The sequence below is a fragment of the Nitrosomonas sp. genome, assembly GCF_040240425.1.
GTDB lineage: Bacteria > Pseudomonadota > Gammaproteobacteria > Burkholderiales > Nitrosomonadaceae > Nitrosomonas.
The window spans coordinates 26,209-39,037 of the sequence record NZ_QPHG01000008.1 but is presented as its reverse complement, the minus strand read 5'-3'; the positions used below and the strand labels follow the sequence as shown (position 1 = coordinate 39,037).

Sequence of the window (12,829 nt, the reverse complement as noted above, 5' to 3'; positions counted from 1 at the left end):
ACTACGAAAGCTCACTTTGTTGCGAAACCTGCGCTTCGGAGAAAGTCGCCATTTCATTATGCAACTTGCATGCCATGCGTAATAGATTCAACGTGACGGCTGCGCCGCTGCCTTCTCCAAGACGCATCTGCAAATCGATAAGCGGATCGGCATTGAGTGCTTTAAGCACGAGTGCGTGTCCCAGTTCGGAAGATTGATGGGAAAAAATAAACCAATTTTTACATCCCGGAACAACATGTTCAGCGGCTAATGCCGCGACCGTACTGATAAATCCGTCAATCAGCAGTGGCAAGCCTAGTTGAGCGCCATGGATATAAGCCCCCGTCAATGCGGCAATCTCAAACCCGCCAACGCGGCGCAATGCGTCCAAGGGCGAATCCGTTTGCGGCCGGTGCAATGATAATGTACGCGCGATGATTGTTATTTTATGCGCGATGCCTTGTTCATCCAATCCGGTGCCTCGTCCGGTCAGCCGTTCCGGTTGCTCATTCAGTAGAAGACACGCCAACGTGGTGGCGCTGGTGGTATTGCCGATCCCCATTTCCCCGCCGATAAAGAGCTGCTGACCGGTCTGATGTGCATGTTCAGTGGTTTCAAAACCCGCTTGGAATGCTTGACTCAATTGTTCCCAGGTCATCGCGGGCTGATGAACAAAATTGGCCGTACCCGGTCCCAAATGACAATGCCGCACTTGGGCCAGTGCTTGCGTATCGTGTACTGTTCCCAAGTTAATGATCTCCAGTGAAGCATTCAATGCGCGCGCCAGAACATTGATGGCTGCGCCGCCGCGGGTGAAGTTTCTGATCATCTCGCCAGTGACTGATTGCGGAAACGCTGAAACACCTTCGGCGGCAACCCCATGATCGGCGGCAAATATGGCGATGTGCACGCGATCGGCACCGGGCTGCAATGTATTTTGCAGCGCAGCGAGCCGGATGGCGAGTTCTTCCAAACGACCGAGAGAGCCGGGTGGCTTAGTGAGTTGTGTTTGGCGTTGCTCAGCCAATTGGCGCATTTCCTGGTTCGGAACGGCCGGTGGAGTGCTGAGCCAATGAAGAGCAGCCGGTTGCGTCATACCGGCTCTCCTTTAAGCACCAGAGGCAGACCGGCAACGGTTAAAATGACTTGATCGCAGTGTTGCGCCACTTCTTGATGTAATTTACCGGCTTCGTCACAATAGCGGCGGCTCAATTCCCCCATCGGAATAACGCCCATGTTCGTTTCATTGCTGACCAAAATCAGCTTGCTGGTTACCTGGGAGAGGGCAGTGAGGAATGCCACGCGTTCGGCATCGAATCGCTCGACTTCCGGGTGGATCAACCAATTCGTCAACCAGAGTGTCAAGCAATCAATCAATAGACAACACTCGTTGTTGGCATGCTGCGTCAATACGGAAGCCAGTTGCAGAGGCTCCTCGATGACTTGCCAGTGATCAGGACGCCGCGCCTGGTGCGCAGCAATTCTTGCGTGCATTTCGTCGTCCTCGCTGGTGGCGGTGGCGATGTATATGACCGGCAATTGACTCTCCAGCGCCAAACGTTCGGCTAACCGGCTCTTGCCGGAACGTACACCACCCAGAATCAAAGTCCGGACGGATGTCATGATATCCGCACAGGTAGGTTGAGCAACTGGTTCATTCGCGCGGTATCCAGGTATTGCTCGACACAATCGGCTAACCGATCAATTGCAGCATTACATATCGACGGGTAATCGGGCATGCTGTGTTGATCAACCAGTCCGGCCCAGGTCAGTAATTCGCGGCAAGCGGCAGCGGATGTGAAAATGCCATGCAAATACGTTCCTGCGATTAAACCATCATCGCTAATTGCGCCATCCTGACTTTGCGCTAAATGGATAAGCGACTGATAGCGTGTGTGATAAGTAGTAATTCCCGCATGGATCTCATAACCTGTCACGATCGTATCGTTCAAAGATAAGCGTCCCTGGCAATTGCGCAGAATTTTATCCGCTGCCAGTGTCGTTTCCATATCGAAAAAAGCGAGTCCTGGTGCGCTACCGGCATCGCCTTCAAGACCGATGGGGTCATGAATCCATTGGCCGAGCATTTGGAAACCGCCGCAAATGCCCAGCAATTTACCGCCGTAGCGTAAATGGCGGCAGATTGCAGGCTCCCAACCTTGCTGGCGTAACCAATCCAAATCTGCGCATACGCTTTTTGAGCCTGGCAGGATGATCAAATCCGCTGGCGGAATGGTTTCGCCGGGACCGATAAATTGCACGTGAACTTGCGGATGTAACCGCAACGGATCGAAATCGGTGTGATTGCTGATACGCGGTAGTGCCGGGACGATGATCCGGAAGAGTTTCTGCTCCGGCGATACGGTTGAAGCAGCGGAGCCGGGCAAAGCGTCTTCGGCTTCCAGGTGCAAGCCTTGCAAGTAAGGCAATACGCCCAGCACCGGTTTGCCGGTATATTGCTCCAGCCAATCCAATCCGGGATCGAGCAATGCTTTATCGCCGCGGAAGCGGTTGATGACAAAACCTTGAATGCGCGCTTGTTCGCTTTCGCTCAATAATGCCAATGTGCCGGCGAAGTGCGCGAATACACCGCCGCGGTCGATATCTGCAATGAGAATGACCGGACAATCGACCGCCTCGGCAAAGCCCATATTGGCAATATCGTGGGCACGCAGATTAATTTCCGCTGGTGAACCCGCGCCCTCGGCTATGATCCGTTCGTATTGATTACTGAGTCGCGTATACGATTCCAGCACCGCTTTTAGTGCAATCGATTTATAGTCGTGAAAAATACCAGCATCCATATTGGCGATGGCATGACCGTGAATGATGATTTGCGCTTTTTTATCGGTATTGGGTTTCAGCAATACCGGGTTCATGTCGGTATGCGGCGCCAGTCCGGCGGCAAGGGCTTGCACTGCCTGAGCCCGGCCGATTTCCCCGCCATCGGCGGTGACGACACTGTTAAGGGCCATATTCTGCGATTTGAACGGCGCGACGCGAACACCCTGGCGCGATAGCCAGCGGCACAACGCCGTGACCAGCATGCTTTTGCCAGCATCTGACGTGGTGCCTTGAACCATCAGTGTTTGCGTATTCATCGCGGGTGTTCTGCCAAGTTAGGGAAGATGTTGAATGAGGGTCAAAGCGTGCCCCAGGTGCCGCCATGCAGCCATGCTGAAGAAACAGTCTGCGTGATACTCATTCCGGTGGTACCGCCGAGTTGCTCCAGCGATTGTGAAAAAGCAATTCTTGCAGCGGACGTTCTTCGGCCCAGCCTTGCAGCTTCAGCATCGGCGCGGGATAAAAGGCTTCGACATGGCCTAGACATAAAATAGCGACCGGCTTACTACCGGAAGGCATGTCGAGTAATTCAGCCAACTGCATGGGATCGAACAATGACACCCAGCCCATGCCCAATCCTTCGGCGCGTGCGGCCAGCCAAAAATTCTGGATCGCACAGGCGACTGAAGCCAGATCCATTTCAGGCAAGGTGCGGCGGCCAAAAATGTGTTGCTCGCGCCGGTCGCTCAATGCAACGACCAGCAGTTCTCCACATTCCAGAATACCGGCGACTTTCAAACGCATGAATTCGTCGCTGCGTTCCGCCAGTGCAGCGGCGGTGCGGTGCCGCTCTTCTTCCACGTGGGCTGCGATAGTCGTGCGCAACTGCGGATCGGTGATGCGGATAAACCGCCACGGCTGCATCAAGCCAACACTGGGCGCTTGGTGTGCGGCAGCGAGCAGGCGCTTCAATACCCAAGGATCAACCGGATCGGGCAGAAAATGCCGCATGTCGCGGCGTTCGGCGATCACGCGATAGATAGCGGCACGTTCGCTATCACTGAAGCGATGGCTGTTATGCATAGTGGCTACAGATCGATTCCTTTTTGCGCCTGAACGCCCGCCCGGTAGGCGTGTTTGACGTCGGTCATTTCAGTCACGGTATCCGCCGCTTCACACAGCGCTTCGGGCGCACCGCGCCCGGTAATGACGACATGCTGCATGGCCGGGCGGTTTCTCAGGTCATTCAGAACAGTATCCAGATCCAACCAGCCGAATTTGATCGGATACGTTAATTCGTCGAGGATGATTAAATCCAGCGACGGGTCGCGCAGCATTTCCTGCACCACAGCCCAACCGCGCTGCGCAGTTTCCGTGTCGCGTTCCAGGTTCTGCGTATCCCAAGTGAAACCTTCGCCAAGAACATGCCAGACGACATCGGGTTGTTTGCGGAAGAAAGCTTCTTCACCGGTATCCGAGCGGCCTTTGATGAATTGTGCTACGCCGACGCGCATGCCATGTCCCAGTGCCCGTGCCATCATACCGAAGGCCGAACTGGATTTGCCTTTGCCGTTGCCGGTGAGAATCAGCAATAAGCCTTGTTCGCGGTCGGCACGTGCAATCGCCTCATCAATCACTTCCTTTTTGCGCTGCATACGTGTGCGATAACGCTCTGCGCGTCCGGAATCGGTCATGACGTTATCCTGCCGAAGTGTTGCGTGGATTGAGTTGCTGCGCAATCAGCGTAAACAGCACGTGAATCACGGCAGCGATACCGGCATAAAATACGAAGGTTTCAATATAAAGCGGGAAGTATTTGATCAGTTGCGTACCGAATTCAGCGAAACTGGTTTCGGCAATGCGGCCGGAGAAAAAGTAAAACCCGCCGCCGGAAAATAATTCACACAGCGTTAAACCGGCCACGATGCTGGCGGAAAGCGGCAGGACGGTGTTCCAGGCGAATTGGTGCCGCTTGGCATACCAGCGTCCGGCCAGCCATAACGACGCATAAGCCGGCAGTAAGAAGAAATAGGCCGGCGTCATGCAAAAATCACTGACACCGCCCCAGGTAGTGGCGGCAACATCCAATCCCCAGCCCAAAGCAAAGAATCCCAACAACGGCCATGCGGAACGCAGATAAATACCTGCCAGAAAGAAAACCGCCCAGGAAGCGTCAGCAAGGTTATACAAGGTGGCAAAATGATGGCTGCGGGTGAGCATCATTAAGATTGCCAGTAGCAAGCCAATAGCGATTTGATGACGAGTGGATAAAGTCAGCATGTTTAACTCCTTATGTTAGGGTTGATAACGCAACATAGCGAAAAAATTCCGCCCTGGTTGATTGTAGAATGCAGCGGTTTGGTAGTGCTCATTAAATAAATTTTCAATCCGCCCTTGTAAGCGCCAATGCTTACTCAGATTATATTCGGCACGCAGGTCGAATTTGACGTAACTGTCCAGCTTGCGGGTATTGGCCAAATCGTCATAGCGTTGGCCTTCGACCAATAGCATAGCGCCCAGCCGATATTGGCCGAATTGCCGGTCGGCTTCCAGCCGGAACGATTCTGCGGCGCGCCGTGGCAGTATATTACCGCGATTTGGTCCGGATGAACGATTTTCGGGATCCATCAGCGTCAGGTTGGTATTGAATTGCCAGCCTTTGATTTGTGTGCTGAGTATGCCTTCAAAACCGCGAATACGCGCCTGATCGACGTTGGCGGGAGCGAAGATGCTGGCATCGTAAGCGATCAAGTGGTAGATGTGATTTTCATAGATATTCAACGACCAAGTTCCCCAAGTTGCATTGCCGCGCGTACCGAACTCAAAACTGCGCGAATCTTCCGGACGCAGATGCGGATTGCTGAAGCCGGGAAAATACAATTCATTGAATGTCGGTGCTTTGAAGGCGCTACCAAAATTGGCCAGCAGGCGGACATTATCGGTGAGCGAGTAACCCCAGCCCGTGCCGCCGGTCACCCGGCTGCCGAATTGCTGGTTATCGTCATGCCGCAGCGACAACTGAAAATTATGTTTGGCAACGGTGGCTTGATGCTGCGCGAAAACACCCCAATTGGTACGTGAATTCACGGAAAAAGCTTCTGTGCTATTAATGTGATCTTTCTGATAATCCATGCCGATGGTCAGCAAGTTTTTCGGATTGATGGTGAAATCGTTCAATACCGAAATGGTATTGCGCGTGGTATTGAAGCGGCTTTGAAACAGCGTGTTGAGAAAATTATCGGTATCCTCACGGCTGCTGCCGCCGATCAGATTGATGCGCCAGAATTTGAGCGGCGAATAGCGCGCCGTGCCACCAAAAACTTGCTGCATCACAATCCCTTTGTTGACGAAACTGCCATCGAATTCGGTTTTGCCCGCGGATCGCATAAAATTGCCGTCGATTTCCAGTCCGTTTTGAAAACGGTATCCCGCGCGCGCGGAACCGGCGGTATTGCGGTAACCGTCCCGGTCGTATAACGTGGGATCGGATGAATCGACAAAACAACCGGCATCGCTGGAGCCGTTGCAGGCATTAAACCCGCGCGTGCCGATGCCGCTGGCGGTCATATTCAACCAGCTCTGCTTGCCGCTGTACGCGAATCCGGTGGCGCCTTCCAAAGTTCCGTAACTGCCACCGCCGAAGTTGAAATTCGGTTTAAATCCGCTGCCGCTGCCTTTGCGCGTAATGATATGAATCACGCCGCCGATGGCTTCGGAGCCATATAAACTGGAGCGCGGGCCGCGCACGATTTCGATGCGCTCGATCTGATCGATCGGAATGTTTTCAAACGCCGTAGTGCCCGAAGTGGCGGAACCTACCTTGATGTTGTCGATCATCACGAGCACTTGATCGGATTCGCTGCCGCGCATGAACACAGCGGTGTCTTTACCGGCGCCGCCATTGTTCGAGATGCTCATTCCCGGCACACCACGGAACAAATCCTGAATTGAACGCGCCTGTTGGCGTTCGATGTCCTGGCGCGAAATGACCGTGACCGAAGCCAACGAAGCATCGGCGGTTTGCGCCGTGCGCGTTGCAGTCACAATCACCGGTTTCTCCTGATGATCTTCATTCGCGGCATACGCATTCAGAGTCGTGCCGAGCCACAGCACAGCCATCGCCGCTAGACGGCATTTTTGCATGAATTGATCCCTTCGCGCACACCCGCGCGTTATCAATGATTAAGGAATGCGAAGGGAAATTGGAAATGGACAGAAAACCGGTCCGTGCAATGAAAACCGGTCAAAATGCCACTGATTGCCCGCCGCAATACCGTAGTAATGTTCACTTCGGGCCGGTCTCCGGACTTATGAGCGGAAGCTATTCCAAATCTGCGCCTTCCCGTGTTGTTACACAGTGGCACGATGCAGATGATTAACTCATTTACCGTTGCGGGGGCAGTGCCGGCATTGCCTGATTCGAATCAGACGCACCGGCTTCCCGTTTAACCTTCAAGAACGAAACCTTGAAGGCACCTGAAATGTGAGCGCGAAACATACCCGACCACTGATGTATCTGTCAAGAAATTGTCTGTATTAAGGGGATTGTCATCTTTATTGGATTCACCCGTTTGCCGGATTGATTGCCTACATGGAATCACCGATAAGAGCCGAAGTTATCCGGTGGTTATGAGATGCGTATGACGATTTCGTATCCATTCATGCATAATCTTAATTTGTGCGGCATAGCGATATTTGTTTGAACATGGACTAGTATGAAAAATAAGACAATCAAGTTTTTGAATGAATCGATCAAAATAAAAAACTCTATTTATGTACGTTAAAGTAAGTTGCTCTATTTTCGCTGCTATCAGCCTGATTCTATGCAGTTCTTATGCGTTGGCAGAGGCGGGATGCTCGCTTGATGCGAAGCTGGGCATTGGTGCATTGGGACGCATTGAACCGCGTTCCCGGGTAATTAAAATTTCCCATAATGCAGGTCCCGAAGGTGCGCGAGTTGAACAGCTTTTTTTTCAGGAAACCGATCAAGTTAAAGCGGGCGATACATTAGCCATACTGTCCGATCATCTTAAGAAAAAGGCGCAAGTGGAAGCCGCCAGAGCGCGTATTAAGGTGCTGGAAGCACAGCGGGCTGTGGAGCAAGCTGCGCTCGCTTTTAATAAACGGGAATACCTGCGTTATCAATCATTGGAACATAGCTCCGCTACCAGTGTTTCGCTGGCCGATGCCAAACGGTTGGCGCTTGAACAATCCGGAATTCATCTGAAGCGCTTGTCGGCTGAGATTACACAAGCGCAATCTGAGCTGAAAATAAACGCAGCGGAACTGAACAATACGCAAATTGTGGCACCCATTGACGGTACCTTATTAAAAATTTTTGCTCGCCCGGGAGAACGGATTGGCGATAAGGGAGTGCTGGAAATGGCGGATTTGACCGAGCTGGATGTTGTCGCGGAGGTTTATGAATCGGATTTGCTGCGGATCAAGGTGGGTCAATCTGGATGTATCCATGCCGTGGGTTTCAAGCGGCCTTATCAGGCGCAGGTGAGAGAACTGGGATTTCTCGTGCGGAAAAACGATTTGAACGATACTGATCCCTTAGCCGACCGGGATAATCGCATCATCGAAGTGCGTTTGACGCTCGAACCGGAGGCTGTGGCGGAATTGCGGCACCAGATTTTCCGGCAGGTTAAGGTGCGGATTGCGCCGTGAATAAGCTGGCCTGGTTTTACTTTCCCGCCCGCCTGGCCTGGCGGCAGCTCATTTTTGACCGATCCAAGCTGGTAGCTGCGATTTGCGGGGTATTGTTTGCGTGCGTTTTGGTGTTCATGCAGCTGGGCTTCAAGGATTCCTTGTACGCCAGCGCAGCCTCCGCGCCGGTCAAATTGAACGGTGATTTATTTTTGATGCACAAGCAAAGCGAGGCCATGTGGCGGCCGATCCAGTTCAAGCGCAGCGAATTGATGCGTGTGCTAGGAAGTCCGGCGGTTGCGGAAGCTTATCCGTTGTATCTCGGGTTGGCGCCGCTCAAAAATATTAATACTCAGGTCAAGCGTACCTTAATGGTTTACGGTTTCGATCCGGATTCGCTGATTTTCAATGTCGATGAGATCAAAAACAAGCGGCATGAATTGCGGCTCAAGGATACCGTGCTGTTTGACGAATACTCCCGTCCGGAATTCGGCCCTATGCGCCAATTACTCGAAGCAAGCCGGAATGTCACGGAAATTAACGATTATAAGGTGAACATCGTGGGCTTATTCCGCTTGGGCGTGTCGTTTGCCGCTGACGGCAATGTGATGACGAGTGATTTAAATTTTATGCGCATCTTTCCCAGAAGGAATCTCGGTGAGATCGACATAGGCGTCATCAAGCTCCATCCCGGTGCGCCGGTTCAGCAAGTCAAAGCGGAACTTAGGAGCCAGCTCAACGAGTTCGTGAATATTTTTAGCTATGAAGAATTGCTGAAATATGAGAAGGATTATTGGGCCAATACCGCGCCGATCGGGTTTATTTTCGGTTTTGGCACGGTCATGGGATGGGTGGTCGGTCTGGTGATTGTCTACCAGATTTTGTTTACCGACATCGCCAATCATCGCAACGAATTCGCCACGCTGAAAGCCATGGGCTATGAGCACGGTTATTTTGTCCGCCTAGTGTTTGCTTCGGCTTTCTTTCTGGCTGTGTTGGGGTTCATTCCGGGTTATGTGCTTTCCTTGGGGTTATACCACCTTGCTGAATCGCAAATGTACATGCCGATGCCGATGCTCTGGAGCAAAATCATCACGGTGTTTCTATTTATTCTTTCCATGTGCGTCATGGCCGGGTTGCTGGCAATTCGTAAGCTGAAAGACGCCAATCCGGCGGATATGTTCTGATGCCTACAGTCATTGATGTTGAGCACTTGAATTTCAGCTTTGGCAGCGGCGCGTTAACGCAGCTGGTGCTGAAAGACATTACCCTTTCCATTCGGAAAGGCGAGATCGTACTCATCACCGGGCCTTCCGGATCCGGCAAAACGACTTTTCTGACCATTATCGGCGGTCTGCGCCAGGCCTTTCACGGCAGTGTCAAAGTCCTCGATCAACAGCTCATCAACAGCAGCGAGCAGATTAGAGTCAATGCCCGGCAACAGATCGGTTATATTTTTCAACAGCATAATTTGCTCAAGTCGCTTACGGCGTTGCAGAACGTTAGCATGACGCTAGAAATGATCAACACGCTGACGGAACAGCAAAGACGCGACCGCTCCGCGGAAGCGCTGATCGCAGTGGGGCTGGGAGACCGGCTGCATTACAAACCGGGGCAACTTTCCGGAGGGCAGCTGCAACGTGTTTCCATCGCGCGTGCATTAGTCGGGCAGCCTAAAATCATCCTGGCCGATGAACCGACCGCATCGCTGGATAAGCAAAGCGGTTATGAAGCCGTTAGTCTGCTAAAACGATTAGCCAAAGAATCGCAAACTGCGATTCTTTTGGTGACGCATGATTATCGCATCCTGGACATCGCGGATCGCGTGGTGGAACTGGAAGATGGGGTGATTAAAGCGGTTTGATTTTGCGTCAATTGTTGATTGCACGATATTTTCTGCATGTGCGGTTCTGATAAAATCAGACAATTTCCATCAGACAGAACTATGTCGTGATCGGCAAAGAATTTTTTTCGTAAGTAATTAACAACATTCTTTTTCTATGCCTGAATTGCCATCGCCATGCTCGTCTACCTTTCATCGACGTTAAACGATCTAATTCCCGAACGCCAAGCCGTTAAAGATGCGCTGAGCGGGGAATGCATCGTGGTCGAGAGTTATACCGCCGACGAGCGCAGCGTGCGGGATAGTTGTCTCGCCGATGTTGCGAGATGCGATTTGTATATCGGCATCGTCGGGCGGCGTTACGGGTACAAACCGGATGGTGCAATTCAATCCATTACAGAACAGGAATATTGCGAAGCGGTTGCACGTAGCATTCCTACCTTGATTTTCATCAAAGACGATGACGAAATCAGAAGAAATTTCGATGATGCAGTCACCGGAGAAAATCCGCCGCAATTAATCGCAGCTTTCCGGCAGCAAATCACCAGCCGTGCAGCTATTTTTAAAACGGCGGAAGATTTGAAAGGGCATGTCCTAAAAGCTTTTTTCCGTCATTTTTCGCGCAAACAAACGTCGCCACCTAAACGCATCGAAGGTGAACCATACCCCGGTTTACGTGCATTCAAGCCGCAGGAATCCGACCGTTTCTTCGGGCGCGCTGTCGAGACCGCTGATTTGATCGAGCGGCTGCTGGCGCGTAATGATCGTTTCATCGCGGTGATCGGGCCGTCCGGCTCGGGCAAGTCGTCGCTGGTGTACGCCGGTTTGATTCCGGCGCTGCACACCAGCGACATCGGTGGTATACGCTGGGTGACCGCCAGTTTCTTGCCGCGCGAATTGGGGGACGATCCGTTCCTGCCGCTGGCGGCCGCTTTGAGCAAAGCTTTTCCCGATTGCAATTGGCGCGTACCGGATCTGTCGCAGCGGTTACGCGCCGATCCGACAAGCATCGCAGTCATCGCGGAAGAGAGTTTAAAACCGCTGGGTGCGAACGCGCAGTTGCTGTTGTTTGCCGATCAGTTTGAAGAACTGTTCGCGGCAAAAATCGATGCCGCGGCGCGCGATGCGTTCTTTCAACTACTCGCTATCGCGGCGGCAAGTCCTCGGTTGTGCTGCATTGTTGCCATGCGCTCCGATTTCTACAGCCAATGGCCGCGGGACGAAACCAGCGCGGCGTTGCTGCGTAGCGGACATTATTCCGTCGGCACGCCGGGTGCGGCTGCTATAGAGAAAATGATCATCGAGCCCGCCAAAGCCGCGGGACTCACCATTGCGCCGCGGCTGGTGCAGCGCATTCTGAACGATACCGGCACCGCACCGGGCGCATTGGCATTGGCGGAATTTGCACTGGCGCAGTTATATGCGCGCAGAAACGACCACGAACTGACCGAAGCCGCGTATCAAGCGATCGGCGGCATCGCCGGCGCCATCGACGGCCTGGCCGAAGAAGCAGTAAACTGCGCGCAACAAACGATCACTCTGGATGATGACGTTTTTTCCCGTTTTTTTCTCGCCATTGCCAGCGTCGAGCAACGCATTGACGACGGCACCGGGTCGTTGGCGGTGGTGCGCCGTCGTGCGCACCTACAGGAACTACCGCAACCGGTATTAATGCTGGCGCAACATCTGGTCGACCGGCGCATCCTGGTCAGCCGCCAAGACAATCACGATCAACCAGTAACGGTTGAAGTGGGTCACGAAGCGGTGTTCAGCCACTGGCAACGGTTCAAAGATTGGCACGCGCGCTACGCTGGGGATCTAGCGCTGCGCCGTCAAGTTGAGCAAGCCGCACATGAATGGCACAACTGGCAACGCCTGACGGTATTGCAATGGGGCTGGGAGCGGCAAAAAACTGCCATCCAAGCATTGGCGAAATTACACCGGCTTGACGCACCCCCTTTTGAAGCGAATTTCAGCGATCCAACTATTGCGCTGTGGCGAACATTGGAGCCGAACTTGGAACTACCGTTGCGGCAATTTTTATATCCGGAGCCGCTCCGATTGCTCGACGAACTCCACAACGACGTTACATCGCATCAACGGCGTGAAGAAATCGGTTTGCGTTTGAATCAATTTGGCGATCCGCGTCGCGGCGTCGGCCTAGATTCGCAGGGATTACCGGACATTACGTGGATCGATATACCGGCTGGAGAAGTGACACTGGAAACTGGTGATTATTTCCAAATTTCACCTTTCCGTATTGCCCGCTATCCAATCAGTTGGTCGCAATACTGTGCATTTATGGATGCAGCGGATGGTTATCGCAATGAAGCTTGGTGGCAGGATTTGCATAAAACAGATAATCCCGGAAATTTACTGTGGGAGTTTGCTAATTATCCGGCGATCAACGTTTCCTGGTACGATGCTGTGGCGTTCTGCCGTTGGTTGAGTGTGAAACGTAATCAGATCATTCGGTTACCGGCCGAGTGGGAATGAAAATGGGCTGCCATCGGCAGTACCGGGCAGGATCTTCCTTGGAGAGGTGCGAGGCATCCAGATCTGGCTAGTATC

Annotated in this window: 11 protein-coding genes and 1 riboswitch; of the genes, 4 read left to right on the top strand and 7 right to left on the bottom strand. The window is 52.8% G+C overall.

Annotated features, from left to right (window positions below; genetic code table 11):
- Position 1: 1 nt before the first annotated feature.
- The 7 genes from cobT to btuB all read right to left on the bottom strand — a co-directional run bounded on the left by cobT (position 2) and on the right by btuB (position 6,906).
- Positions 2–1,075 carry a nicotinate-nucleotide--dimethylbenzimidazole phosphoribosyltransferase gene (gene cobT, locus DU481_RS04535; protein ID WP_350132959.1) on the bottom strand — a complete coding sequence of 358 codons (1,074 nt, stop codon included), beginning with the start codon at positions 1,073–1,075 and terminating at the stop codon, positions 2–4.
- Positions 1,072–1,602 carry a bifunctional adenosylcobinamide kinase/adenosylcobinamide-phosphate guanylyltransferase gene (gene cobU / locus DU481_RS04530; RefSeq protein ID WP_350132957.1) on the bottom strand — a complete coding sequence of 177 codons (531 nt, stop codon included), beginning with the start codon at positions 1,600–1,602 and terminating at the stop codon, positions 1,072–1,074. Before cobU ends, cobT begins: the two co-directional genes overlap by 4 nt.
- Positions 1,599–3,080 carry a cobyric acid synthase gene (locus tag DU481_RS04525; RefSeq protein WP_350132955.1) on the bottom strand — a complete coding sequence of 494 codons (1,482 nt, stop codon included), beginning with the start codon at positions 3,078–3,080 and terminating at the stop codon, positions 1,599–1,601. Before DU481_RS04525 ends, cobU begins: the two co-directional genes overlap by 4 nt.
- A 100-nt stretch (positions 3,081–3,180) precedes the next feature.
- Positions 3,181–3,846 carry a 5,6-dimethylbenzimidazole synthase gene (gene bluB, locus DU481_RS04520; RefSeq protein ID WP_350132953.1) on the bottom strand — a complete coding sequence of 222 codons (666 nt, stop codon included), beginning with the start codon at positions 3,844–3,846 and terminating at the stop codon, positions 3,181–3,183.
- A 5-nt stretch (positions 3,847–3,851) separates the two neighbouring features.
- Positions 3,852–4,457, bottom strand: a complete 606-nt coding sequence (cobO, locus tag DU481_RS04515; protein ID WP_350132951.1) for a cob(I)yrinic acid a,c-diamide adenosyltransferase — start codon at positions 4,455–4,457, stop codon at positions 3,852–3,854.
- A 4-nt stretch (positions 4,458–4,461) separates the two neighbouring features.
- Entirely contained in the window at positions 4,462–5,043 is a 582-nt protein-coding gene (locus DU481_RS04510) for a hypothetical protein (protein ID WP_350132949.1), read from the bottom strand.
- A 15-nt stretch (positions 5,044–5,058) separates the two neighbouring features.
- Positions 5,059–6,906 carry a TonB-dependent vitamin B12 receptor gene (btuB, locus tag DU481_RS04505; protein ID WP_350132947.1) on the bottom strand — a complete coding sequence of 616 codons (1,848 nt, stop codon included), beginning with the start codon at positions 6,904–6,906 and terminating at the stop codon, positions 5,059–5,061.
- Positions 6,907–7,039: 133 nt separating this feature from the next.
- Positions 7,040–7,258, bottom strand: a riboswitch (cobalamin riboswitch).
- 344 nt (positions 7,259–7,602) lie between these two features.
- On the opposite strand from btuB, the gene DU481_RS04500 reads away from it, so the two are divergent.
- From DU481_RS04500 to DU481_RS04485, 4 genes are all read left to right on the top strand, one after another.
- The gene (locus DU481_RS04500; RefSeq protein ID WP_350132945.1) at positions 7,603–8,436 is read left to right on the top strand and encodes an efflux RND transporter periplasmic adaptor subunit; all 834 of its coding nucleotides are present in this window, start codon (positions 7,603–7,605) and stop codon (positions 8,434–8,436) included.
- Positions 8,433–9,602 carry an ABC transporter permease DevC gene (gene devC, locus DU481_RS04495; protein WP_350132943.1) on the top strand — a complete coding sequence of 390 codons (1,170 nt, stop codon included), beginning with the start codon at positions 8,433–8,435 and terminating at the stop codon, positions 9,600–9,602. Before DU481_RS04500 ends, devC begins: the two co-directional genes overlap by 4 nt.
- Positions 9,602–10,279, top strand: coding sequence for an ATP-binding cassette domain-containing protein (locus DU481_RS04490; RefSeq protein WP_350132941.1), 678 nt, complete (start codon positions 9,602–9,604; stop codon positions 10,277–10,279). The genes devC and DU481_RS04490 overlap by 1 nt, the downstream gene beginning before the upstream one ends.
- Positions 10,280–10,435: 156 nt before the next feature.
- Complete coding sequence (locus DU481_RS04485; protein WP_502889909.1) at positions 10,436–12,754, top strand: nSTAND1 domain-containing NTPase; 2,319 nt, start codon at positions 10,436–10,438, stop codon at positions 12,752–12,754.
- Positions 12,755–12,829 lie beyond the last annotated feature (75 nt).

Excerpts from the sequence above, each read along its gene's own strand:
- cobT (WP_350132959.1), bottom strand. The coding sequence starts at position 1,075 with ATGACGCAACCGGCTGCTCTTCATTGGCTCAGCACTCCACCGGCCGTT.
- cobU (WP_350132957.1), bottom strand. The coding sequence starts at position 1,602 with ATGACATCCGTCCGGACTTTGATTCTGGGTGGTGTACGTTCCGGCAAG.
- DU481_RS04525 (WP_350132955.1), bottom strand. The coding sequence starts at position 3,080 with ATGAATACGCAAACACTGATGGTTCAAGGCACCACGTCAGATGCTGGC.
- bluB (WP_350132953.1), bottom strand. The coding sequence starts at position 3,846 with ATGCATAACAGCCATCGCTTCAGTGATAGCGAACGTGCCGCTATCTAT.
- cobO (WP_350132951.1), bottom strand. The coding sequence starts at position 4,457 with ATGACCGATTCCGGACGCGCAGAGCGTTATCGCACACGTATGCAGCGC.
- DU481_RS04510 (WP_350132949.1), bottom strand. The coding sequence starts at position 5,043 with ATGCTGACTTTATCCACTCGTCATCAAATCGCTATTGGCTTGCTACTG.
- btuB (WP_350132947.1), bottom strand. The coding sequence starts at position 6,906 with ATGCAAAAATGCCGTCTAGCGGCGATGGCTGTGCTGTGGCTCGGCACG.
- DU481_RS04490 (WP_350132941.1), top strand. The coding sequence starts at position 9,602 with ATGCCTACAGTCATTGATGTTGAGCACTTGAATTTCAGCTTTGGCAGC.
- DU481_RS04485 (WP_502889909.1), top strand. The coding sequence starts at position 10,436 with ATGCTCGTCTACCTTTCATCGACGTTAAACGATCTAATTCCCGAACGC.